This window comes from Pandoraea sp. XJJ-1, from assembly GCF_026802345.1.
Lineage (GTDB): Bacteria > Pseudomonadota > Gammaproteobacteria > Burkholderiales > Burkholderiaceae > Pandoraea > Pandoraea cepalis.
Window position 1 is genome coordinate 4838042 of sequence record NZ_CP113827.1, and the last position, 23340, is coordinate 4861381.

Annotated in this window: 20 protein-coding genes; 15 read left to right on the forward strand and 5 right to left on the reverse strand. The window is 65.6% G+C overall.

Annotated elements, in window-relative coordinates; genetic code table 11:
• Positions 1-7: 7 nt before the first annotated feature.
• On the reverse strand, positions 8-382 hold the full coding sequence (gene apaG / locus OYT13_RS22320; RefSeq protein ID WP_017233186.1) for a Co2+/Mg2+ efflux protein ApaG: 375 nt from the start codon (positions 380-382) through the stop codon (positions 8-10).
• A 202-nt stretch (positions 383-584) separates the two neighbouring features.
• On the opposite strand from apaG, the gene rpe reads away from it, so the two are divergent.
• The 7 genes from rpe (at position 585) to OYT13_RS22355 (ending at position 10784) form a co-directional block, all read left to right on the forward strand.
• Positions 585-1265, forward strand: coding sequence for a ribulose-phosphate 3-epimerase (rpe, locus tag OYT13_RS22325; protein WP_017233185.1), 681 nt, complete (start codon positions 585-587; stop codon positions 1263-1265).
• Positions 1262-1978 (forward strand): phosphoglycolate phosphatase, encoded by a 717-nt coding sequence (locus OYT13_RS22330; protein WP_150563384.1) that lies wholly within the window; start codon positions 1262-1264, stop codon positions 1976-1978. Before rpe ends, OYT13_RS22330 begins: the two co-directional genes overlap by 4 nt.
• A gap of 385 nt (positions 1979-2363) precedes the next feature.
• Positions 2364-3869, forward strand: coding sequence for an anthranilate synthase component I (gene trpE, locus OYT13_RS22335; protein ID WP_268566955.1), 1506 nt, complete (start codon positions 2364-2366; stop codon positions 3867-3869).
• A 247-nt stretch (positions 3870-4116) separates the two neighbouring features.
• Entirely contained in the window at positions 4117-5718 is a 1602-nt protein-coding gene (locus OYT13_RS22340) for an efflux transporter outer membrane subunit (RefSeq protein ID WP_268566956.1), read from the forward strand.
• Positions 5719-5765: 47 nt separating this feature from the next.
• Entirely contained in the window at positions 5766-6788 is a 1023-nt protein-coding gene (locus OYT13_RS22345; RefSeq protein ID WP_261939830.1) for an HlyD family secretion protein, read from the forward strand.
• 10 nt (positions 6789-6798) lie between these two features.
• Positions 6799-9594 carry a ribosome-associated ATPase/putative transporter RbbA gene (gene rbbA, locus OYT13_RS22350; protein ID WP_268566957.1) on the forward strand — a complete coding sequence of 932 codons (2796 nt, stop codon included), beginning with the start codon at positions 6799-6801 and terminating at the stop codon, positions 9592-9594.
• The gene (locus OYT13_RS22355; protein ID WP_261939688.1) at positions 9594-10784 is read left to right on the forward strand and encodes an ABC transporter permease; all 1191 of its coding nucleotides are present in this window, start codon (positions 9594-9596) and stop codon (positions 10782-10784) included. The genes rbbA and OYT13_RS22355 overlap by 1 nt, the downstream gene beginning before the upstream one ends.
• Before the next feature lie 38 nt (positions 10785-10822).
• Here the strand turns inward: OYT13_RS22355 and OYT13_RS22360 are convergent, their stop codons facing one another.
• Positions 10823-12232: an ATP-binding protein gene (locus OYT13_RS22360; protein ID WP_268566958.1), complete on the reverse strand. Its 1410-nt coding sequence runs from the start codon at positions 12230-12232 to the stop codon at positions 10823-10825.
• Entirely contained in the window at positions 12229-12894 is a 666-nt protein-coding gene (locus OYT13_RS22365) for a response regulator (protein WP_261939686.1), read from the reverse strand. Before OYT13_RS22365 ends, OYT13_RS22360 begins: the two co-directional genes overlap by 4 nt.
• Before the next feature lie 203 nt (positions 12895-13097).
• Between OYT13_RS22365 and dsbD the strand changes: the two genes are divergently transcribed.
• The 7 genes from dsbD to OYT13_RS22400 all read left to right on the forward strand — a co-directional run bounded on the left by dsbD (position 13098) and on the right by OYT13_RS22400 (position 20575).
• Complete coding sequence (gene dsbD, locus OYT13_RS22370; protein WP_268566959.1) at positions 13098-14942, forward strand: protein-disulfide reductase DsbD; 1845 nt, start codon at positions 13098-13100, stop codon at positions 14940-14942.
• Positions 14939-15772: a TlpA disulfide reductase family protein gene (locus OYT13_RS22375; protein ID WP_268566960.1), complete on the forward strand. Its 834-nt coding sequence runs from the start codon at positions 14939-14941 to the stop codon at positions 15770-15772. Before dsbD ends, OYT13_RS22375 begins: the two co-directional genes overlap by 4 nt.
• Before the next feature lie 368 nt (positions 15773-16140).
• Entirely contained in the window at positions 16141-16728 is a 588-nt protein-coding gene (locus OYT13_RS22380; RefSeq protein WP_268566961.1) for an anthranilate synthase component II, read from the forward strand.
• Positions 16729-16790: 62 nt separating this feature from the next.
• On the forward strand, positions 16791-17819 hold the full coding sequence (gene trpD, locus OYT13_RS22385) for an anthranilate phosphoribosyltransferase (protein ID WP_017234672.1): 1029 nt from the start codon (positions 16791-16793) through the stop codon (positions 17817-17819).
• 116 nt (positions 17820-17935) lie between these two features.
• Entirely contained in the window at positions 17936-18748 is an 813-nt protein-coding gene (gene trpC / locus OYT13_RS22390; protein ID WP_268566962.1) for an indole-3-glycerol phosphate synthase TrpC, read from the forward strand.
• Between the two features lie 68 nt (positions 18749-18816).
• Entirely contained in the window at positions 18817-19512 is a 696-nt protein-coding gene (locus tag OYT13_RS22395) for a CYTH domain-containing protein (RefSeq protein WP_017234670.1), read from the forward strand.
• Between the two features lie 67 nt (positions 19513-19579).
• The gene (locus tag OYT13_RS22400) at positions 19580-20575 is read left to right on the forward strand and encodes a uracil-DNA glycosylase (protein WP_268566963.1); all 996 of its coding nucleotides are present in this window, start codon (positions 19580-19582) and stop codon (positions 20573-20575) included.
• A 17-nt stretch (positions 20576-20592) separates the two neighbouring features.
• On the opposite strand, the gene OYT13_RS22405 is transcribed toward OYT13_RS22400, so the two are convergent.
• Both OYT13_RS22405 and OYT13_RS22410 read right to left on the reverse strand, forming a co-directional pair.
• Positions 20593-21513: a pirin-like C-terminal cupin domain-containing protein gene (locus OYT13_RS22405; RefSeq protein WP_268566964.1), complete on the reverse strand. Its 921-nt coding sequence runs from the start codon at positions 21511-21513 to the stop codon at positions 20593-20595.
• A gap of 64 nt (positions 21514-21577) precedes the next feature.
• Positions 21578-22177, reverse strand: a complete 600-nt coding sequence (locus OYT13_RS22410; RefSeq protein WP_017234667.1) for an FMN-dependent NADH-azoreductase — start codon at positions 22175-22177, stop codon at positions 21578-21580.
• Between the two features lie 211 nt (positions 22178-22388).
• Here OYT13_RS22410 and OYT13_RS22415 point away from each other — a divergent pair, with 211 nt between their 5' ends.
• Positions 22389-23327: a LysR family transcriptional regulator gene (locus OYT13_RS22415; protein ID WP_198288709.1), complete on the forward strand. Its 939-nt coding sequence runs from the start codon at positions 22389-22391 to the stop codon at positions 23325-23327.
• The last annotated feature ends 13 nt before the right edge of the window (positions 23328-23340 follow it).

The following is a 23340-nucleotide window of genomic DNA, read 5'->3' on the forward strand; positions in this document are numbered from 1 at the left end:
GCCCGGCTCAGTGCAACGTGCGCGGCATGGTCAGCGCGAATTCGGCGATGGGAACGTCGAAACGCGTGCCATCCTCGGCCACGCAAAAGTACTCGCCGCGCATGGTGCCGATCGGCGTGGCGACCATCGCCCAGCTCGTATACTCGAACTGCTCACCGGGCTGCAGGAACGGTTGATGCCCGATCACGCCCAGGCCGTTGACTTCCTGCACATGGTTATCGCCGTCGGTAATCACCCAATGGCGCGAGATCAGTTGTGCCGGCACTTCCCCACTGTTGCGAATCGTGATCGTGTAGGCAAAGGCGAATTGCCGGCGATCCGGTTCCGATTGCTCCGGGAGGTATTGCGGGCGCACTGTGACGGTAAATTCATACTGGCTCATCGGGTGTTCCTGTAGCGCATGCGGGCTCTCTGGTGGCGTTTTGCAACGCATTCTGCGGCAAGTCGTCGCGGGTCGCAACCGGCAAACACGCCAGTCGGCGACCGATTCGAAGGGTATCGGCGCCCGCCGGTTCGGCCCACGGCCGGCAGGCATCATGCGAAAGCTTTAAAATGTCGCTTTTGACGCCCTTCCCCCGCCCGCCATGACGCAATTCTGTATCGCCCCCAGCATCCTGTCCGCCGACTTTGCCCGGCTGGGCGAAGAAGTCCGCAACGTCGTGGCGGCAGGCGCCGACTGGATTCACTTCGACGTGATGGACAACCATTACGTTCCCAACCTGACCATCGGCCCGATGGTTTGCGAGGCGATCCGCCCGCACGTGGACGTGCCGATCGACGTGCATCTGATGGTACGCCCAGTCGATCGCATCGTGCCCGATTTCGCCAAGGCCGGCGCGAACCTGATCACGTTCCACCCGGAAGCGTCGGAACATGTCGACCGCACGCTTTCCCTGATTCGCGACCACGGTTGCAAAGCGGGTCTCGTATTCAACCCGGGTACGCCGCTGCATTACCTCGACCACGTGATGGATCGTCTCGATATGGTGCTCATCATGTCGGTGAACCCCGGCTTCGGCGGCCAATCGTTCATTCCCGAAGCGCTCAACAAACTGCGCGCCGTGCGTGCCCGCATCGACGCCTACACGGCCGAGACCGGTCACGAGATTCGTCTGGAAATCGACGGCGGCGTGAAGGTCGAGAACATCGCCGAGATCGCGGCCGCCGGGGCGGACACGTTCGTCGCCGGCTCCGCCATCTTCGGCAAACCCGACTACAAGGCGGTCATCGACCAGATGCGCGCCCAACTGGCGAGCGTGGCATGACCGATACCCAAGACCTCCAGCTGGACGGCATTCGCGCGGTGCTGATCGACCTCGACGGCACGCTCGTCGACACGGCGGGCGACTTCGGCATGGCGCTGAACGCCATGCTGGCCGATCTGGGCGTAGCACCGGTGCCGACCGAGCGCCTGATGACGTTTGTCGGCAAGGGCACCGCCAATCTCATCCGCAAGACCCTCGCCGAGCGTTTCGCCGACGCGGAGATCGACGGCCTGTTCGAACGGGCACAGGACAAGTACGAAGCCGTCTACACGTCGATCAACGGCGCGCACACGACGCTTTATCCCGAAGTGCGCGAAGGACTGGCCGCCTTGCGCGCCGCCGGTCTGCCCGTGGCCTGCATCACCAACAAGCAGCATCGCTTCGCGGTCGCGTTGCTCGCGCATTACGACCTGACCGATCAGTTCGACCTGGTGTATGGCGGCGACTCGTGGCCCAGGCGCAAGCCGGACCCGATGCCGCTCGTCAAGGCGTGCGAAGTCTTCGGCGTGTCGCCGGCGCAAGCCGTGCTGGTCGGGGACTCGGGCAACGACGCCCAGGCGGCCCGCGCGGCCGGCTGCCGGTCGTTGACCGTGCCATATGGCTACAACCATGGCGAATCTGTACAAACGATCGACACGGATGGTATAGTCGGCTCCATTCTGGGCGCCGCCCGGGCGATTTTGCCCAAGGCTGCGCCCGCACTGGCGAGCTGAGTTCGCCATCTTCCACACTGCATTCAAGCGCATGTTCCTGAACAAGAAACGGAGTCTGAGCGTGATCGACCGGGGGGCCTGGCCCTGGCGACGCTGGTCCTGCTGAACCCTTCCAAGGGGTGGCCGGGACCGCTGAAGTTCGTCTTCGGCAACCCGTTTCTTGCATCGTTGTTGTTCCCAAGACGTCATACCTCGGCGCGCTGTCTCGCACAGTGCGCGGGTTCGCCGAGCCGCGGCAAGCGCCATCGCATTGCCGGTGCGCGCGCGTTCACGAAGCTCGACGTGGGTCAGCACCCCCACCCCGACACGACTCAGGTATTCTCAACGCCAATCCACGCCGAATTTGCGGGAACGCCCGCCGGCAAACTTGCAGGCAGAGTGCAAAATGACCGAACTCGAATTCAAATCGCTGGCCAACCAAGGCTTTAACCGCATTCCGCTGATCGCCGAGGCGCTGGCCGATCTCGACACGCCGCTCTCGCTGTATTTGAAGCTCGCGCTGGGCGACCGGCGCGGCGCGAACACCTTCCTGCTCGAATCGGTGGTCGGCGGCGAGCGCTTCGGCCGCTACTCGTTCATCGGCCTGTCGGCCCACACGCTGCTGCGCAGCTTCGGCCCGAAGACCGAAGTCGTGCGCGACGGCGTCGTCGTCGAGACGCACGACGGCGACCCGCTGGCGTTCATCACCGAGTTCCAGGCACGCTTCAAGGTGGCCCTGCGCCCGGGCATGCCGCGCTTTTGCGGCGGTCTCGCGGGCTACTTCGGCTACGACGCCGTGCGCTACATCGAGAAGAAACTGGCGCACACCACCCCGCACGACGACCTGAACCTGCCCGACATCCAGTTGTTGCTCACCGAAGAACTCGCCGTGATCGACAATCTGACCGGCAAGCTCTACCTCATCATCTATGCGGACCCGACCCAGCCCGAAGCGTTTTCGAAGGCTCGCCTGCGTCTGCGCGAGCTGCGCACTCGTTTGAAGGCGCCGGTCGACGCGCCGGTCACGTCCGGCAGCGTGCGCACCGAAACTTTCCGCGAATTCGCCAAGCCGGACTACCTCGCAGCCGTGGCCAAGGCCAAGGACGCCATCGCCGCCGGCGAGCTGATGCAGGTGCAAGTGGGCCAACGTCTCATCAAGCCGTATCGCGATGCCCCGCTCTCGCTTTACCGTGCCCTGCGCTCGCTCAATCCGTCGCCGTACATGTACTTCTATAACTTCGGCGACTTCCAGGTGGTCGGCGCATCGCCCGAGATCCTCGTGCGACAGGAGCGTCGGCAAACGCCCGACGGCGAGCAGGAAATCGTGACGATTCGCCCGCTTGCCGGCACGCGTCCGCGCGGCGCCACGCCCGAGCGCGACGCCGAACTGGCCACCGAATTGCTTGGAGATCCGAAGGAAATCGCCGAGCACGTCATGCTCATCGATCTGGCGCGCAATGATGTCGGCCGCATCGCCCAAACCGGCACCGTCGAAGTCACCGACAAGATGGTGATCGAGAAATACTCGCACGTGCAGCACATCGTGAGTTCGGTGGAAGGCCGGCTGCAACCGGGGCTGTCGAATATCGACGTACTGCGCGCGACGTTCCCGGCCGGCACGCTCACCGGCGCGCCGAAGGTTCGCGCGATGGAACTGATCGACGAACTCGAGCCCGTCAAGCGCGGCCTTTACGGCGGCGCCGTGGGATACCTCTCGTTCGGCGGCGAAATGGATGTCGCCATCGCAATCCGCACCGGTGTCGTCAAGGACGGCAATGTCTATGTGCAGGCCGCGGCCGGCATCGTGGCCGATTCGGTGCCCGAATCCGAATGGCAAGAGACGGAAAACAAGGCGCGCGCCGTGCTGCGGGCGGCCGAGCAGGTGCAGGACGGCCTCGACGCCGAATACTGATCCGTGCGGCGCAGCCTTCCAGGCGCCGCGCCGCCGCACCGATGTCACGCCTGTGCCCGTTCGAGACGCAGCGGCCTCGGTAATATCGGCCGGGTGCAATAGCGGAATAAGCAGGGCTCCGAATCGAACCTCGACTCGGAGCCCTTGTTGATTTAGCACAAGCGTTCGCCATTTTCACCCCCTCCCGCATACGCCCTGCGGCGTCGCCGCGCTATAGTGGAGTGTCCGTCGGGAGGTTGGGACTTCTATGGCGAAACCCTGCAATTCACCCAGGCGTCCGGGCGTCGCGAACACCGCCGCGACGCCCGTGATTGCCGCGCTCGTCACGACCCTGCTTGGCGGCTGTCTTTCGCTAGCGCCCCGCTACGAACGCCCGGCACCGCCGGTCGCCGACGTGTGGCCCCAAGATGCCACCACGTCGCCGGCCACGGCGGCCGCGCGGCCGGCGTCCGGGCTCGACTGGCGCGAGTATTTCGCCGATCCCCGGCTGCGCGTGCTCATCGAAACCGCCCTGGCCAACAATCGCGATCTGCGCGTCGCGCTCGCCCGGGTCGAACAAGCGCGAGCGGTGTACGGGATTCAACGCGCCGATCAACTGCCGTCGCTCGGCGTGGGCGGCAACCAGACACGTCAACGTCTGCCCGGCGATCTCAGTCTCACCGGCAACCCCTATATCAGCAGCCAATATCAGGTCGGCCTCGGCCTGTCGACGTGGGAGCTGGACTTCTGGGGGCGGATCCGCAATCTGAAGGATGCCGCGCTCGACGACTACCTGGCGTCCGACGCGGCTCGACGCGCGCTGGCGCTCAGCCTGATCTCGCAGGTCGCGCAAACGTGGCTGAGCCTGCGCGAATTCGACGAGCGCATCGCCTTGGCGCAGCAGACGGTCGACAGCCGTGCCGAGTCGCTGCGCATCTTCACGCGCCGCGAACAGGTCGGTGCGACCTCGAAGCTCGATCTCACCGAAGTCACGACCCTCTGGCAGCAGGCCCGCGCGCTCGTCGCCCAACTTCAGCTGCAGCGGGCCGCACAGGCGCACGCGCTGCAGGTGCTCGTGGGCGTGCCGATCGACACGTCAGCGCCGGCCATCGACACCACGCTCGACGATGCCCGTCTGATGCGCGAACTCGACCCCGGCCTGCCGTCATCGTTGTTGGAGGACCGGCCCGACATCATCGCGGCCGAATATCAGTTGCGCGCGGCACACGCCAACATCGGCGCGGCGCGCGCGGCCTTCTTCCCGCAGATCACGCTCACCGGCTCGGTGGGCACGGCGAGCAGCGCGCTCGATGGCCTGTTCAAGGCCGGCAGCGCCGCATGGACGTTCACGCCCAGCCTCAGTCTGCCGATCTTCCAGGGCGGACGCCTCGTCAACAATCTCGATCTCGCCGAAGCGCGGCGCGTGGAGTCGGTCGCGAATTACGAGAAGACGATCCAGGGCGCATTTCGCGATGTCGCCGACGCCCTGAGTGCGCGCCGCTGGTTGGCCGATCAGGTCACGATCCTGCAAGCCACGCAGGACGCCCAGGCCGAGCGCGCACGGCTCGCCAAGCTGCGCTACGACCACGGTGCGGCCGCGTTTCTCGAAGTGCTCGACGCCCAACGCGACCTCCTCGCCATCGAGCAACAGACCGTGCAGACACGCCGCGCGCTGCTCTCCGCACGGGTGTCGCTCTATACGGCGCTCGGGGGCGGCAGCCGGCGCATGCCCGCTGCGGATGCGCCGGGCGGACCGTTCGCTCGCACGCCGCGGCTCGCCGTGCCGCCGCCTGCCGGCCCAGCCGGCCCAGCGAGTCCGGCGTACACCGCGCCGGCCGCTCACTCAATGCCCGAGGTCAGCCCCCAATGACGCTCCCCAACGCCAAGACACTGGTTCCCGCCCTGATCGTGCTCGCCATGATCGGTCTGGGTTGGTACGGATGGACGACCTTCCGAAATGCCGGGCCGGGAGAAGGGTTTGCCAGCGGCAACGGCCGTATCGAAGCCACCGAAGTCGACATCGCCACCAAACTCGGCGGGCGCGTCGAAGCCATCTACGTTCGGGAAGGCGATTTCGTGAAAGCGGGTCAGGTGCTTGCCAAGATGCAGATCGACACGCTCAACGCGCAGCGCGACGAGGCCAGTGCCCAGTATCGACAGGCTGTGACCAACGTGGCGGCGATTCAGGCACAGGCCGCCGCGCGCGTGTCGGACAAGGCGACGGCCGAGGCGAACGTGGCGGCACGCGAGGCCGAACTCGACGCCGCCGCGCGGCGTCTGTCGCGCTCGGAGACCCTGTCGAAAGAAGGGGCGTCGTCGGTGCAGGAGTTGGACGACGATCGTGCGCGCGTTCGCAGCACGCGCGCCGCCGTCACCGCGGCGCGCGCGCAGGTCGCCGCCGCGCAATCGGCGGTGGAGGCGGCCAACGCCCAGGTGACTGGCGCGAGATCGACAGTCGAAGCCGCGCAGGCCACCATCCACCGTATCGAAGCCGACATTGCCGACAGCGAACTCAAGGCGCCGCGCGACGGCCGCGTGCAATTTCGCGTAGCGCAACCCGGCGAAGTGCTGGCGGCGGGCGGCAAGGTGCTCAACCTCGTCGACCTGTCGGATGTATACATGACGTTCTTCCTGCCGGAAACGGTGGCCGGCCGTCTCGCCATGGGCGCCGACGTTCGCATCGTGCTCGACGCAGCGCCCCAGTACGTCATTCCCGCGACCCTCTCCTTCGTCTCGAGCACGGCGCAGTTCACGCCGAAGACCGTCGAGACCGAGAGCGAGCGCCAGAAGCTGATGTTCCGCGTGCGCGCGCAGATTGCGCCCGAATTGCTGCAACAGCATCTGACGCTCGTGAAGACGGGCCTGCCCGGCGTCGCTTGGGTGAAGACCGACCGTCAGGTGCCGTGGCCGCCCCAATTGCAAACGAAGCTGCCGCAGTGAGCCGCGCATCATGACGGTGCCGCCCCCACCTTCGCCTTCGATATCGCCCCCGCCCGGCAGCCGCTTGCCGCCGGTGGTGCGCGTCGCCGACGTGACACTGCGTTACGGCCGCAAGACGGTCGCGTTGGACAACGTCAGCCTGGACCTCCCCGCCCATGGCATAGTCGGTCTGATCGGTCCGGACGGCGTCGGCAAGTCCACCCTGCTGTCGCTCATCGCGGGCGCGCGGGTGGTGCAAGCGGGCACCGTCGAAGCGCTCGGCGGCGACATGGCGAGCAAGGCGCATCGCGACCGCGTGTGTCCGCGCATCGCCTATATGCCGCAGGGACTCGGCAAGAATCTTTATCCGACGCTCTCCGTCGAGGAGAACCTGCAATTCTTCGCGCGGCTCTTCGGTCACGATGCCCCGGAGCGGCGCCGCCGCATCGATGACCTCACGCACAGCACCGGCCTGCATGCGTTTCTCGACCGGCCGGCGGGCAAGCTCTCGGGGGGCATGAAGCAGAAGCTGGGGCTGTGTTGCGCGCTGATTCACGATCCCGATCTGCTGGTGCTCGACGAGCCCACGACCGGCGTGGATCCGCTCGCGCGCGCTCAGTTCTGGGAATTGATCGCGCGCATTCGTCGCGCGCGACCGACGATGAGCGTGATCGTCGCCACCGCGTATATGGATGAGGCACAGCGCTTCGACTGGCTCGTCGCCATGGACGCGGGCAGGGTGCTCGCGACCGGCACGCCCGCCGAGTTGCTTGCGCACACGCGGCGAGACACCCTGGAAGCGGCGTTCATCGACCTGCTGCCTGCGGAGAAAACGCGCGGCTACGAGCCCGTCGCGATTCCGCCGCTGCCGATCGACGAACACACGGAGATCGCCATCGAAGCCAAGGATCTCACGATGCGCTTCGGCGATTTCGTTGCGGTCGATCACGTGGACTTCCGCATTCGTCGCGGCGAGATCTTCGGCTTCCTCGGCTCGAACGGTTGCGGCAAGACCACCACGATGAAGTTGCTCACCGGCCTGCTGCAAGCGAGCGACGGCCGGGCCTGGCTCTTCGGTCACGAAGTCGATCCGAAGGACATCGGCACACGCCGCCGCGTGGGCTACATGTCGCAGGCGTTCTCGCTCTATACCGAGCTGACGGTGCATCAGAACCTCGTGCTGCACGCCAGGCTGTTCCATGTGCCCGAGGCCGAGGTCGGCGCACGCGTGGCCGAGATGGCACGTCGCTTCGGTCTGGCAGACGTGCTGGGCGCACTGCCCGACACCCTTGCGCTCGGCATGCGTCAGCGCCTGTCGCTCGCCGTGGCGATGGTGCACAAGCCCGAACTGTTGATTCTCGATGAGCCGACGTCGGGCGTCGATCCCATCGCGCGCGACAACTTCTGGCGTCTGCTGGTGGCACTGTCGCGCCGGGATCGCGTGACGATCTTCATCTCCACGCACTTCATGAACGAGGCGGAGCGCTGCGACCGCATCTCGTTGATGCACGCGGGCAAGGTGCTCGTGTCCGATCCGCCCGCGAAGATCACGCACGACAAGGGCGCGGCCACGCTCGAGCAGGCCTTCATCGAGTATCTCGTGGAAGCAGGTGGCGGCGCATCGCTGGCGCCAGCGTCGCCTGACACGTCCACCCCGCCTGAATCATCTGTCATCGTCGAAACGGCGCCCCCTCGGCACAAGGCATTCTCGCTCGGCCGCCTGCTCAGCTATCTCTGGCGCGAGACGCTGGAGCTGCAGCGCGACCCGGTGCGCGCCACGCTTGCGCTGGTGGGCTCGCTCGTGTTGATGCTGGTGATGGGCTACGGTATCAGCATGGACGTGGAAGATTTGCGCTACGCCGTGCTCGACCGCGACCAGACCACGTTGAGCCAGAACTACGCGCTCAACATCGCGGGGTCGCGCTACTTCATCGAACAACCGCCCATCAAGGACGACGCCGATATGGACCGGCGACTGCGCGAAGGCGACCTGGCGCTGGCCATCGAGATTCCGCCGGGCTTCGCTCGCGACGTGTTACGCGGCAAGGCGGTCGAGATCGGCGCATGGATAGACGGGGCGATGCCGATGCGCGCCGAGACGGTGCAGGGCTACGTGCAGGGGATGCACCAGACCTGGCTGGCGGATCAGTCATTGCACCGCCTCGGCGCGCGTCCGACGTCGTCGCTCGACATCGAGATCCGATATCGCTACAACCCCGACGTGAAGAGCCTTCCCGCGATGGTACCGGCGGTGATTCCGCTGCTCTTGCTGATGCTGCCTGCCATGCTTACCGCCCTGTCCGTGGTGCGAGAGAAGGAGCTCGGCTCGATCCTGAACCTGTACGTGACACCGGTCACCCGCACGGAATTCCTGATCGGCAAGCAGATTCCGTACGTCGCGCTTGCCATGCTGAACTTCCTGCTCATGGCGCTCATCGCCGTGACGCTGTTCGGCGTGCCGATCAAGGGAAGCTTTCTGACGCTCGTGAGCGCCGTCTTCATTTTCAATGTCGTCGCCACGGGCATTGGCCTGCTGACATCCACTTTCACCCGCAGCCAGATCGCGGCGCTGTTCTTCACGATGATCGGCACCATGATTCCGGCGATCCAGTTTTCCGGGATGCTCACGCCGGTGCCCTCGATGGAGGGCTCGGGCCGGATCATCGGCGAGATCTATCCGTCGACCTACATGCTGATCATCAGCCGCGGCGTGTTCAACAAGGCGCTCGGATTTGCCGACCTCGGCAACGCGTTCTGGCCGTTATTGATCGCCGTGCCCGTGGTACTCGGCTCCACGATCCTGCTGCTCAACAAACAGGAGAGGTGATGGCAGGCCCGCCGCTCCCGCCGGCCTCGCGTCGCGAGGCACCGCCGCAGAACCCGCATCCGTGGCCGCGGCATCTGGCGAACATCTATCGGCTCGGCATCAAGGAGCTATGGAGTCTGGCGCGCGATGTGACGATGCTGGTGCTCATCGTCTATACGTTCACGGCATCGGTCTATTCCGCAGCGACAGCACTGCCCGACACATTGCATCTTGCGCCGATCGCGATTGTGGACGAAGACGCTTCACCGCTCTCGCAGCGCATCGTCTCGGCGTTCTATCCGCCGCAGTTCACCCCGCCGCGCATGATTACGGCGGACGCCGTCGATCGCGGCATGGACGAAGGCGCGTTCACGTTCGCGTTGAACATTCCGCCGAATTTTCAGCGCGACGTGCTGGCGGGACGTGCGGCCGAAGTCCAGCTCAATGTCGACGCCACGCGCATGAGTCAGGCGTTCACCGGCAGCGGCTATGTGCAGCAGATCGTTTCGGCAGAGGTGCGCGAGTTCCTCCAGCGATACCGATCGAACCTCGCATTGCCGATCGATCTGGCGTTGCGCGTGCGCTTCAACCCGACGCTGGAGCGCGCGTGGTTCGGCGCGCTCATGGAGATCGTCAACAACATCACGATGCTCTCGATCATCCTCACGGGCGCCGCCCTCATTCGCGAGCGCGAGCACGGCACGATCGAGCATTTGCTCGTCATGCCGGTGACACCGACCGAAATCATGGCGGCGAAGATCTGGTCGATGGGATTGGTGGTGCTGATCGCCGCCGCGATGTCGCTTTGGCTGATCGTGAGCGGTGCGCTGCATGTGCCGATCGGCGGGTCGGTGGCGCTGTTCCTGCTGGGAGCAACGCTGCACCTGTTCGCCACCACGTCGATGGGGATTTTTCTTGCGACGCTCGCGCGGTCGATGCCGCAGTTCGGCATGCTGCTGATTCTGGTGCTGCTGCCACTGGAAATGCTCTCGGGCGCGAACACGCCGCGCGAGAGCATGCCGCCGCTGGTGAAGGACATCATGCTGGCCGCGCCCACCACGCATTTCGTCGAGCTGAGTCAGGCGATCCTGTTCCGAGGGGCCGGGATCGGCGTGGTGTGGGTGCAGTTCATGGCGCTCGCGCTCATCGGCGCCGTGCTCTTCGCCGTCTCACTGCGACGGTTTCGTCGCACGCTCAGTTCGATGGCTTAACGCGTACGATGGGTGGGATAGGTGCGATGGGTCGCTCATCAGCCAACGGGCACGTACAGCCGCGCCAGCAACCCCCCGCCATCGCGCGACGCAAACTCGAGCGTGGCGCCAAAGCGCGAGGCGATGGCCTGCACGATGGAAATCCCCAAACCCGACCCCTCACCCTGCTGCCGACCCTGATCGCCGCGCCAGAAACGCTGGCCCAATCGCATCGCCTGCTCCGGCGCCAGGCCCGGACCCCGGTCTCCTACCACGATGCAGTACTGCCGACGATGGTCGTCCATCCCTACCGTCACTTCGATCGGACACTCCGCCGGGGAATACCGCAACGCGTTATCCACGAGATTGCGCACCGCCGTGCCAAGCATCGAACGAGGGATCGGTGTGCCCCCGTCTTCGCACGACATGCTGAATGCGATCCGAGGTACGTCACGACGGACCGGGGCCCCATTCCGCCACTCAGACAGTGACCCAACGCGCAGCGGAACGGGGCCCCGATCCGTCTCCTCCCCCGCGGCAAGAACGCCCTCCAAAACCTCGCGCACCGACTTGCACGCCTGCGGCGAATGCTCAGGCGCCTCCGCACGCGCAAGCGTCATCATCTGATCCAGCGTATGCCGCAAGCGACGCACGCCCACCCCCGCCTGATGCAACGCCCGCCTGGCCGGCTCGCCCTGCGTGAGCTCCGCCACCTGCAAGTGCGTGTCCACCGCCGTCAAAGGCGTGCGCAATTCGTGTGCCGCCGCATCGGTGAACGCCCGCTGATACGCCATCGCCTGGGTCAGCCGGTCCAGCCACCCGTTAAGTGCCGAGACGACCGGGCGCAGCTCGGTCGGCGCACGCCCCAGGTCGATGGGCGCCGTGTCGTCGACGTGCTTGCGACGCAACGCCAATCGCAACGCATCCAACGGCAACAACCCGCGTCCAATGCCGACCCACAACGCCATCAAACCACCCACCACCGCAATCATGAACGGCACTCCCACGGCTCGCAGCAACGCACCCGTGAGCGCGGCCCGCTTGTCGAGCCCGTCGGCCGTCATCACCTGATACCCGCGTTCGTCCTGCAACACGTAGATGCGCCAACGCTTGCCTTCGAACACCATGGTGCTCAAACCCAGCGGCAATGACCGCTCGGCCGACTGTGGCCCGCCCTCGGTGCGCGCCAGCACCGCACCATGCACCGACCGGATCTCGCATGCAATCCCATCGTCGCTGCCCACACGAATGACGTCGCCCCAGTCGGCGTTGCCAACGCCCGGGGCAAGCGGCGACAGCGCAGCCCGCGCCAACAGTCCCGACACCATCCGGGCCGACATCGCAAGGCGCTCGTCGAGTGTCCGGTCAAGATTGGCTTGCACCCCTCGCATCATCCACCCCGCCACCGCAGCCCAGAGCACGACAAGCGCCACGCCGGCGATCAACACCGCACGCAAACGAAGACTCATGACAACGCCCATCCCAATCGGTAGCCCAGGCCCCGCGCCGTCTGAATGACCCCGCCCCCCAATTTTCGACGCACGTTGTGAATGTGTACGTTCAACGCATTGCTGCCCAGTCGGTCGGTCAACCCATACAGCCGCTCGTTCAACATGTCGGGCGTGAGCCACCGGCCTCGACAGCTCGCCAGATGCGCCAGCAAGTCGACTTCCTTGCGCGAGAGTTCGACCGGCTCGCCATCAAGCCACGCCAGTCCGCTCGCCGGCTCCAGCCGCAGCGGCCCGGCCTCGATGATCGGGGCCGCACGCCCCTGCACCCGGCGAATCAACGCATGCAGTCGCGCCGCCAACTCACGCAGGTCGAACGGCTTGACCATGTAGTCGTCACCCCCGCCATTCAAGCCGGCAATGCGGTGCTCGATGCCGTCGCGCGCCGTCAGGATCAGGACGGGCACGTCGCGCTCCATCGCGCGAATCTCCGACAGAACGCCGAGGCCATCGCCATCGGGCAATCCCAGATCGAGCACCAGCGCATCGAACGTGTTCTCCGCATGTGCCGCCACCGCCGCCGCACCACACGCCGCATGCTCGACCGCGATTCCCAGCGCGTTCAGCCCCGCGACAATGCCGCTCGCAATCAAGTCGTCGTCTTCCACCAACAGCACTCGCACGATTCCGCACCTCTTGTGAATATCGCGCCATGTTACGTACTTTGCGTAATGAATTGGACGGCGATCCCGCGGGTGTCGGCTTATCCCCCACACCCGGCCCAAGCGTTAGCGCGCGTTAACTCTCGGTTAATCGGCGTAGGCCACACTCTTGCCTGCTTCAGGATTTCCGCGGGAGAACAGATTTGCTACGTCGCGCATTTTTCGTGTTTGTGATTTTTCTCGGTGCGATCGGCTGGACGCGCACCGCCGATGCCTTGCCCTGGCAGATCACGCCGAAATTCCTGGAGGCGTCTCAGGTGCTCACGCTTGCCCCGGTCAGCCACGTTGACGGCCGGTTCGAAGTCGTCGGCCATATTGCCAAGGATTACTACGTTTACCGTCATTCGCTGCGTGCCGAGGATGCGTCGGGCAGCCCCGTGGCGCTGACGCTCTCGGCAGGGTCGACACACACCGATGAGTTCTTCGGCGAGACGGAGATCTATACCGGCGATGCGTTGCGCATGCATCTGCCCGCAACGACACCCGGTCCGGTAACGCTGCACTGGCAGGGCTGCGCCGACGCCGGCATCTGCTATCCCCCGCAAACGATGACGATCGCCTTGCCCGCCGGGATGGCCTCAGGCGCAGCCATCCCGGCGAACCCGCCCACCTCGACCAGTCCGGTTGCCTTCGGCACCTTCCGGATGCCGACTCCCCCTGATATTCCAGCGACGCCCGCCGCCGATAACGCTGCGCCTCTCGCACAGGACCAGGCGGCAGCGCAACGACTCGCCTCGCTGGGCCCCATCACCGGCACGCTGCTGTTCTTCGGCTTCGGCTTGCTGCTGGCCTTCACGCCGTGCACGCTGCCGATGATCCCCATCGTCTCGACGATGATCGTGGGCCATCGTCCCGCGCCGCTGCGCGCGCTCGCACTCTCGCTGTCGTACGTGTTGGCGATGGCGCTGACGTATGCGTCGGTGGGCGTCGCGGCGGGCTTGGCCGGCGCGAACTTGCAGGCGACGTTGCAATCACCCTGGCTGCTCGGCGCCTTCGCGGGGCTCTTCCTGGTACTGGCTGCGTCGTTGTTCGGTCTGTTCGAGCTGCGTCTGCCGGCGTTCGTGACGAATCGACTCAACGCCACCGGGCAGCCGCGCCCCGGCGGCAGCCTCGTCGGTGCGGCCGCACTCGGCCTGCTCTCGGCGCTGCTCGTCGGCCCCTGCATGACGGCCCCGCTGGCCGGCGCCTTGCTCTATATCGGTCAGACGGGCAACGCGTGGATGGGCGGCTTCGCGCTGTTTGCACTGGGTGTCGGCATGGGACTGCCGTTGCTGGCCATCGCGCTGTTCGGCTCGCGGATTCTGCCGCGTCCGGGAGCGTGGATGGTCCGCGTGCGAATCGCGTTCGCCTATGTCATGACGGGCATGGCCATTCTGATGTTGAGCCGCTTCCTGCCCGGCAGCGTCAGCCTGATGCTGTGGGGCGCGCTCGGCCTCGGTCTCGCCGTCGGGCTCGGCGCGTGGGCATGGTCGATGCGCGGCCAGTCCTCAGGATGGACGCTGTTGTTCGCGTCGTCGTTGGCCGGCATCTGGTCCGTACTCATGCTCGTGGGCGCCGCGTCTGGCAGCGACGCGGTACTCAGTCCTCTCGCAAGGGCGAACGCGGCAGTCACGCATGGCGCGGCCGGGCAGAGTGACAAGCGATTGAACTACATCGGCGTCAAGTCTGCGGAGGATGTCGATGCGCGCATTGCTCAGGCGGTCGCGAAGGGGCAATGGACGTTGATCGACTTCTACGCCGACTGGTGCGTGAGCTGCCATGTCATCGAGCGCAATGTGTTCGGCAATCCGGAGGCCGCGACTCGCCTGGCGACGATGCAAGTGCTACGCCCGGACGTGACGAAGAACGACGCGATCGATCAGGCTCTGATGAAGCGGTGGGGGGTGCTCGGTCCGCCCACGCTCATTCTCATCGATGCGAACGGTCAGGAGGTGCGCGCGCAACGCATGGTCGGCGAGCTGGATGCGCGCAGCTTCCTGCGCCATCTCGACGCAGCGGGGAACGCATGACCAGCAGCCTTGGCCCATTCTCCATACCGACGGTCGCCGTGGCCGCAGCGGCGTTGCTGGCCTGGCTCGTCGCGCGCTACCTCCTGCGCGGCACAGATGCCACGGCACGCCGCACGGCGGCGAGCCTGCTGCTCGACGCGCTCTTCATCGGCCTGCTCGCCGCGCGCGCCACCTATGTGCTGCGCTGGTGGCCAGATTACGCCGCCGCCCCGCTGTCCATTGTTGCAATTGGCGACGGCGGCTTCACGGTTTGGGTCGGGCTGCCCGTCGCACTGGGCTGGGCGCTGTGGCGTGTGCGCCGTGATGCGTCAGCGCGTCGCCCGATGCTATGCGGCTTCGTCGCGGGCGTGGCACTCTGGGGCGCCGCACAGGTTGGGCTGGGCGCCCTGCAGCGCACCGCACCGCCGCTGCCGCCGCTGACGCTCGCGACAATCGACGGCCGGCCCGTGGCGCTCGACGCCTATCGTGGCCGCCCCGTCGTGATCAATCTGTGGGCAAGTTGGTGCCCACCATGCCGTCGCGAAATGCCCATACTGGAAAAGGCCCAAGCGGACCATCCCGACGTGACGTTCCTGATGATCAATCAGGGCGAAGCCGCGCATACGGTCGAAGCATTCGTGCAATCGCAAGGGCTGGAATTCAACCATCTGCTGCTTGATCCCGCATCGAAAGCCATGCAGGCAGCGAGCGCGCGCGCACTGCCCACCACGCTGTTCTACGATACGCAGGGCCGTCTGGTCGAAGCGCATTTGGGCGAACTGACGGCGGCGCGTCTGCGCGACACGCTGCAACGCCGCCTTCATCGAACTCCGGTGTCGCCGCCCTCCTAGGCGAACACCCCCGGCCCGGGTGTCGCAGAATCGTCGAACGACCGCCACTGCGGCACGTACATTCTTGCGAAAAATGGCTCGATCTCGCGAGAAACCCGTCGATCGGCTGCTTTTTGTGACGCCCCGCCCACGACACCCCGCAGATACTGCTACAATCCTCGTCACTATGATGTCGTATCAGTCTTCTCCCCTCCTCTGGTCGCCTCTGACCGCCGCCCTGCGCTGGTGGCGGTAACCCGCCACGTCTATCTCATCCCCATAGCGCCCTCCCCCGCGGATCGCGAACTCAATGTGGGGGCACGCTCAGGGGGAATTCGCTAATCTCATGCGTTCGACAATCCTTTGTCACCCGACGAACAGGGACCATCATGCTGCTGATGATCGACAACTACGACTCGTTTACCTACAACATCGTCCAATACTTCGGTGAATTGGGCGAAGACGTGCGGGTCTTTCGCAACGACGAAATCACGCTCGACGCCATCGCCGAACTCGCCCCCGAGCGCATCTGCCTCTCGCCGGGTCCGAGCTGCCCGGCCAACGCGGGCATCACGCTCGACGTGCTCAAGCGCTTCTCCGGCGAGATTCCGATTCTCGGCGTCTGCCTCGGTCATCAGGCGATCGGCGAAGCGTTCGGCGGCAAGGTCGTACGCGCCCAGCAGATCATGCACGGCAAGGTGAGCGAGATCGAGACCACGCAACAAGGCGTGTTCGCGAATTTGCCCAAGCGCTTTACCGTCACGCGTTATCACTCGCTGGCCATCGAGCGCGCATCGCTGCCCGACTGCCTCGAAGTCACCGCCTGGACGGACGACGGCGAGATCATGGGCGTGCGTCACAAGACGCTCGATGTCGAAGGCGTGCAGTTCCACCCCGAATCGATTCTGTCGGAGCACGGCCACGACGTGCTGCGCAATTTCCTGCAAGCCGCACCGCGCGCGGCGCAGGCTGCATGAGCGCCGCCCCGAGCGAGCCACCCGAGCCACCCGAGCCGATCCGACTGACGAGAGAGCAAGCCATGATTACCCCGCAAGAAGCCCTGCAGCGCACCATCGAGCACCGTGAAATTTTCCACGACGAGATGCTGCACCTGATGCGTCTCATCATGAAGGGCGAGATTTCCCCGGTCATGTGCGCGGCCATCATCACCGGCCTGCGCGTGAAGAAGGAAACCATCGGTGAGATCGCCGCAGCCGCGCAAGTGATGCGCGAGTTCGCCAACCATGTCGACGCCCCCCCCGGCGAGCATTTCGTCGATATCGTGGGCACCGGCGGCGATGTGTCGCATACGTTCAATATCTCCACCGCGTCGATGTTCGTGGCAGCAGGCGCGGGCGCCAAGGTCGCCAAGCACGGCAACCGCGGTGTGAGTTCCAAGTCGGGCAGCGCCGACGTGCTCGAGGCCCTGGGCGTGAACATCATGCTCTCGCCCGAGCAGGTCGCCGAGTGTCTGCGCGAAGTCGGCATCGGCTTCATGTTCGCGCCGAACCATCATCCGGCGATGAAGAACGTGGCGGCCGTGCGCAAGGAAATGGGCGTACGCACGATCTTCAATATTCTCGGGCCGCTCACCAATCCGGCCGGTGCGCCGAATCAGTTGATGGGCGTATTCCACCCCGATCTGGTCGGTATCCAGGTGCGCGTGATGCAGCGTCTGGGCGCCGAACACGTGCTCGTGGTCTACGGCAAGGACGGCATGGACGAAGTGTCGCTCGGCGCCGCCACGCTGGTGGGCGAGTTGAAGGACGGCAAGGTCACCGAGTACGAGATTCATCCCGAGGACTTCGGCCTGCAAATGGTGAGCAATCGCGGCCTGAAGGTCGGCAGCGCCGACGAATCGAAGACGATGTTGATCGAAGCACTCGACAACAAGCCGGGCACCGCGCGCGAAATTGTCGCGCTCAATGCCGGTACCGCGCTGTATGCCGCCAACCGCGCGGCGTCGATTGGCGAAGGTATCCAACTGGCGCGCGAATCCATCGCCAGCGGCGCGGCGCGTGCGAAGCTCGACGAGTTCGTCGCCTTCACGCAGCGATTCAAGGGATAAGGCGTGACGCCGGTACCGCCAACGGTACCGCGTCGGCCCCTCCCGATTTCGATTACGACGGGCATCTTTTTCGATGACGCCCGTCACATTCAGTAGCCCCCGAGTCATCCATCGATATGTCTACCGTTCTCGACAAGATCCTGGCCGTCAAGGCTGAAGAAGTCGCCGCTGCGAAGCGCGTGCGTGACCTCGCGAGCCTGCGCCGCGACGCCGAAGCCACCGTCGCCGACAGCGCGCTGCGCACGCGCGATTTCGTGGGGGCGGTGCGCACCAAGCTCGACGGCGGACTGCCCGGCGTAATCGCCGAGATCAAGAAAGCCAGCCCGTCGAAGGGCGTGATTCGCGAGCATTTCGTCCCGCCGGAGATTGCCGAGTCGTATCAGAAAGGCGGTGCGGCCTGCCTGTCGGTGCTCACCGATGTGCAGTTCTTCCAGGGCTCTGCCGAGTATCTGAAGGCCGCGCGCGCCGCGTGCGATCTGCCGGTGCTGCGCAAGGACTTCATGATCGACGCCTACCAGGTGTATGAAGCGCGCGAGATGGGCGCCGACTGCATTCTGCTCATCGCCGCGGCGCTGGAGCTCGCCCATATGCGCGATCTGGAAGCGCAAGCCCACGCGCTGGGCATGGCGGTGCTCGTCGAAGTGCACAACGGCCATGAACTGGACGCCGGGCTCGAACTGAGCACGCCGTTGCTGGGCATCAACAATCGCAACCTCCACACCTTCGAAGTGTCGCTCGATACCACGCTCGGACTGTTGAAACACATTCCGGACGATCGCGTGGTCGTAACGGAGTCGGGTATCCTCTCGCGCGACGACGTGACGCGCATGCGTGCAGCGGGCGTCAATGCCTTCCTCGTCGGCGAAGCCTTCATGCGCGCGCCCGACCCGGGTGAAGCCCTCGCCACGCTGTTCGACATGCCCCGCTGATCCCCTGCCACGCGCCACGCGAGCGATCGGTGGCGCGGCGTCCCCCCCCCCTCACAGGAGCGGCCCCGATGGCCATCGAACGCGAACTCAAACTGGCCCTCCCGGGCGACCTGTCAGCCGAGCGCGCCGACGCGCTGATTTCCCATCTCGACCGTTTGCCCGGGGCAGAAGCCCGCGGGGAGCGGCATCTCGTCAATCGCTATTTCGATACGCCCGCGCTGGCGCTCGCGCAAGCGAAGGCCGCGCTGCGGTTGCGTTTCGTAGCGCGCGACGGCCACCCCGGACAATGGCTGCAAACGCTCAAGTCGGTGGGTGAGGCCCGCGATGGACTGCATGTGCGTCACGAGTGGGAGCAGGCGGTGCGGGGCGAAGCGCTCGAACTCGCGCCGCTGATCGCCGCTTGCGACGTGCCCGGCACGGCGGATTTGCTGCGCGCCGAGGGGGCGAATGTCGTCGCCCAGTTCGAAACGAATTTCGTGCGACGCCTGTGGCGCTATATCGCAGGGGACGGCACGGCGGTCGAGATCGCCTTTGACCGGGGCGAAGTCGCGGTTGAGGCCGGCGGCAAACGCCACACTGAGCCGCTCGTGGAAGTCGAACTGGAATTGCTCGACGCTCCGGAAGACGACCGCGAGGGTCAAGGCGAACGCATTCTGCACGCGCTCGCGCAGGAATTGCGCGACGTACTGCCCGAATTGCAGAGCGACAATGTGAGCAAGGCGCAGCGCGGGTATCGTCTGCGGCAAAAGGTGCTCAGTCGCTGAGCGTCGCGCGCGGACACGCGCACGATGCACGCGTCACTCTCCCAAGTCCACTCAACCGACTCATCGCATGACCTCACGCTCACGCGCGGCATCCCCATCGCCTGCCGATGAACGGCAACGCTCGCTGTTCGACGACCCGGCGCCAGTGGCAGGAACGAACGACACGGCGGCTTCGCCGCAGCCACCCGCCGATGTCGCTGGTGTCGCTGCTCCCACCGTTTCCGCCGCGCCGTCACCGCGTCGACGCGGTCGTCCGCCGAAAGCGGGCGCGCCGGTGAGGTCTGCATCGACGCCGGTCACAGCAATCGCCCAGTCGGTTGCCGCGAGCGCTGACGCCGCCGGCCCGCTCAAGGGGCGCATCGAGGATCAGTTCGCCGCGTTGCCCCACGACTGGCAGACACTGGTCGCGCCGTTCGTCGAAAGCGAGGCGTACGCGCCACTGTGCCGTTACGTCGACGCCGAAGTCGCCGCCGGCAAGACGGTCTACCCAGCGGACATCTTTCACGCGCTGCGCATGACCTCGCCCTCGGACGTGAAGGTCGTGATCCTCGGGCAGGACCCCTATCACGGTGACGATCAAGGCATCGCGCAGGCGCACGGTCTGGCGTTTTCCGTGCAGCGTGGTGTGCGCGTGCCGCCGTCGCTGAGAAACATCTACAAGGAAATCGAGCGCGATCTGGGGATCGTTGCGCCGCCGCACGGCAATCTCGATGCCTGGGCGAAGCAGGGTGTGCTGTTGCTCAACACGACGCTGACCGTGGAAGCGGGCAACGCGGCGAGTCACGCGAAGCCGTTCAAGAAGGGGGGATGGCAAGCCTGCACCGACACGTTGCTCAAGGGGCTGGCCGCCAGGCAAGGGCCGCTGGTGTTCCTGCTGTGGGGCAGCCATGCACAGGCCAAGGCGCCGCTGCTTGCCGGCCAAGATCATCTACTGCTTGAAGCCCCCCACCCCTCGCCGCTCTCGGCGCATCGCGGCTTCCTGGGCTGCGGCCACTTCAGCGCCGCCAATACCTTCCTCGAACAGCACGGCAAAACGCCCATCGACTGGCGCCTGCCGGCGTAAGGGCCATGCGGGGAGACTCAGTCGCGCGATGATTCGGTGATGGGCGTTAGTGTGCCCATCGCGCCTTGTTGATAGCGGCGCGTGAGCGCGACGAGATCGCTCTCGTCGCGCGCTGCGAAGTTGCCGCGATAGACGACGGGTTCAGCGAGCGGGTCGCCACCGGCGAGCATGAGCCGCGCCCCGGTGCGCCCGGCCAGTTGCCACGCACCGGGTGGCAGCAACACCGCCTGCGCGCCGCCGCCTTCCGTCCGTAACGTGTGATGGGCCAGCGCCACCTCGCCCTGTGCAATCAAGGCGACCCACCGACGGCCGTCGCAAGGGATCGTCAAGGTGCGCAATTCGTCTTCGCGCCAGTCGAGCTGTAGCAGCGTCGTGCGCTCACCTTCCATACCGGCGGCATGGGCGACATGACGCTCGCCCCACTGCCCGCAGATCAAACTCAGATCGACGGCGCCTTCACGCCAATGCGACATGGCATCGGCGCGGACTACGGTCTGCACGGGTGCGCCGTGCGCATGGCGGCCGGCTCGGCTCACGATCATCCGCAGGCCGCGCGCCGTGCCATGGGCGTTCTCGGGAGCGTCCTCATGCACGGTGCCGCAGTTGGCTTCGAGCCATAGCAGGTCGCCGGCACGCAGCCTGTCGTCGCCCTGATGGGCGTGGCGGCAGCGCAGCGATGTCGTCGACTCGGGGAACAGGTAGGTCGCCACCGCGCATCCGGCATGCGGATGTGGCGGTATGCACGCGCCATGACGGGTGAAGAGATCGATCGACAAAAACGGATCCGTCTCGGCGACCTGATCGAAAACACCCGCCCCCGCCGCCGCGGCACAGCGGGCGGGTCGGGTGACGGGAAGCACGCGCGGGATGGCGCTCGCGTCGGCATGAGCCGCCGGTCGCTTCGTCTGACGCGGATGCAAAGGCGCCGGATGGGTCATGGAGGTACCTGCGCGTGCGGGAGAACAGCCGTGGCAACGCAATCAGCAGCGTCGCCCCGGGGGCTTAGAGCGCGGCGATGGCTTCGCGAGCATTCGCGAACCCGGCAGCGGCCGATTCCGGACCGCGAGCCAGACCTTCCGCGAAGATGAACGTCACGTCCGTCATGCCGAGGAAGCCGAGAATCGTCTTGAGGTACGGCGTCTGGCTGTCGGCCGGCGTGTCCTTGTAGTTGCCGCCGCGGGCGAATGCCACGATCACCTTCTTGCCCTGGATGAGCCCTTCCACGGTGCCGTCTTCACGATAGCGGAAAGTCACGCGGGCACGGGCGATCCAGTCGAAGTACGCCTTCAGTTGCGACGGCACTTGGAAGTTGTACAGCGGCACGCCGAACACCACGTAGTCGGCCGCCTGAATCTCGGCAATCAGTTCGTCGCTGCGGGCGATGATGGCGTTTTGTTCGGCCGAGCGTTGGTCTTCCGGCGTGAAAAACGCGCCGATGACGGCTTCGTCCAGATGCGGTACGCCATCGGCCAGCAGGTCGCGCACGACAACCTTGGCACCCGCGTGCTTCGCAACCAGTTGCGCCACGGATTCGTTGGCGAGCGTGGTCGAGTTGGCACCTTGCGAGCGGGCGGCGGAATTGATTTGGAGAATCGTGGTCATGTCTCTGGCTCCTGAGCCTGGGGGTTCGAAAATCCGTTCGCGCTGGGCCCCGTCTCGGGATGGCCGTGAATGGCGCGTCGGCTTGGTATGAATTCTAGTTACCCACAAAAATGAAACAAGCCGGTAAAATCGAATTGTTTGTTCCTATTTTGGAACAATGCGCGCCATCCCTTTCCCCTTGCTGGATGGCCGCATCACCGAGGAGCGCGCGATGATTGACGATCTGAATGACATGCTGATCTTCGCCGAGGTCGTGCGTTCGGGCAGCATCACCCGGGCCGGCGAGCGGCTCGATCTGCCCAAGGCAACGGTGAGTCGGCGTCTGTCGCGACTGGAGATGCGCCTTGGCACGAAGTTGCTGCACAAGACCACACGGCGGCTGGAGCTGACCGAAGTCGGCGAGGCCTATTACGAGCGTTGCCTGCCGATTCTCGAGGAAGTGGAAGAGACGCGAGATTTCGCCTCGCAGCTCTCGAGCAAGCCGCGCGGACGGCTTCGCATCACGGCGCCCGGCGACTTTGCGGCGCAGTGGCTGGCGGTCCCGCTTGCCACGTTCTGCGCGGCCTATCCCGAGATTACGGTCGATGTGGATCTGAGTTCGCGACAGGTCGATCTGATCGCCGAGCGCATCGACGTCGCCATCCGCGCCGGACAACTCTCCGACTCCACCCTGGTGGCGCGCCCCCTCCTCGCGCTCACACGCAGTCTGTATGCCAGCCCGCTGTATCTGAGTGCGACGGGGTTGCCCGCCACGCCCGACGAGCTGGCGGGCCATCGCTTCGTGATCCTGCAAGGCGCGCGGCGTCTGTTCAACTCGGACACGCTGCACAAGGGACGTCAGCGCGCCGACATCACCATGCACGGGGCGATTCAGGTCAACAGCATGGGGATGGTCAAGGAAATGACGGTGGCGGGCAGCGGCATCGCCGCCCTGACGGATATCCTGGCCGAGGATGCGTTGCGCACCGGCCGTCTCATCAAGGTGCTGCCCGAGTGGTCGTTACCGTCCAGTCCGGTGCATCTGGTCACGCCGTCGCGACGCTTCCTCCCGCGCAAGACACAGGTCTTCATCGAGCACATGCTCGCGGTTGCCAAGTCGTGCCCGGAGGAAAACCGGGACCCGCGCGTGCCGGGCCCGGCGCTAGGATAAAGCGCTCGGCCGC

Coding starts and splice junctions, on each gene's coding strand:
- apaG (WP_017233186.1), bottom strand. CDS start 382: ATGAGCCAGTATGAATTTACCGTCACAGTGCGCCCGCAATACCTCCCG.
- rpe (WP_017233185.1), top strand. CDS start 585: ATGACGCAATTCTGTATCGCCCCCAGCATCCTGTCCGCCGACTTTGCC.
- OYT13_RS22330 (WP_150563384.1), top strand. CDS start 1,262: ATGACCGATACCCAAGACCTCCAGCTGGACGGCATTCGCGCGGTGCTG.
- trpE (WP_268566955.1), top strand. CDS start 2,364: ATGACCGAACTCGAATTCAAATCGCTGGCCAACCAAGGCTTTAACCGC.
- OYT13_RS22340 (WP_268566956.1), top strand. CDS start 4,117: ATGGCGAAACCCTGCAATTCACCCAGGCGTCCGGGCGTCGCGAACACC.
- OYT13_RS22345 (WP_261939830.1), top strand. CDS start 5,766: ATGATCGGTCTGGGTTGGTACGGATGGACGACCTTCCGAAATGCCGGG.
- rbbA (WP_268566957.1), top strand. CDS start 6,799: ATGACGGTGCCGCCCCCACCTTCGCCTTCGATATCGCCCCCGCCCGGC.
- OYT13_RS22355 (WP_261939688.1), top strand. CDS start 9,594: ATGGCAGGCCCGCCGCTCCCGCCGGCCTCGCGTCGCGAGGCACCGCCG.
- OYT13_RS22360 (WP_268566958.1), bottom strand. CDS start 12,232: ATGAGTCTTCGTTTGCGTGCGGTGTTGATCGCCGGCGTGGCGCTTGTC.
- OYT13_RS22375 (WP_268566960.1), top strand. CDS start 14,939: ATGACCAGCAGCCTTGGCCCATTCTCCATACCGACGGTCGCCGTGGCC.
- OYT13_RS22380 (WP_268566961.1), top strand. CDS start 16,141: ATGCTGCTGATGATCGACAACTACGACTCGTTTACCTACAACATCGTC.
- trpD (WP_017234672.1), top strand. CDS start 16,791: ATGATTACCCCGCAAGAAGCCCTGCAGCGCACCATCGAGCACCGTGAA.
- trpC (WP_268566962.1), top strand. CDS start 17,936: ATGTCTACCGTTCTCGACAAGATCCTGGCCGTCAAGGCTGAAGAAGTC.
- OYT13_RS22395 (WP_017234670.1), top strand. CDS start 18,817: ATGGCCATCGAACGCGAACTCAAACTGGCCCTCCCGGGCGACCTGTCA.
- OYT13_RS22400 (WP_268566963.1), top strand. CDS start 19,580: ATGACCTCACGCTCACGCGCGGCATCCCCATCGCCTGCCGATGAACGG.
- OYT13_RS22405 (WP_268566964.1), bottom strand. CDS start 21,513: ATGACCCATCCGGCGCCTTTGCATCCGCGTCAGACGAAGCGACCGGCG.
- OYT13_RS22410 (WP_017234667.1), bottom strand. CDS start 22,177: ATGACCACGATTCTCCAAATCAATTCCGCCGCCCGCTCGCAAGGTGCC.
- OYT13_RS22415 (WP_198288709.1), top strand. CDS start 22,389: ATGATTGACGATCTGAATGACATGCTGATCTTCGCCGAGGTCGTGCGT.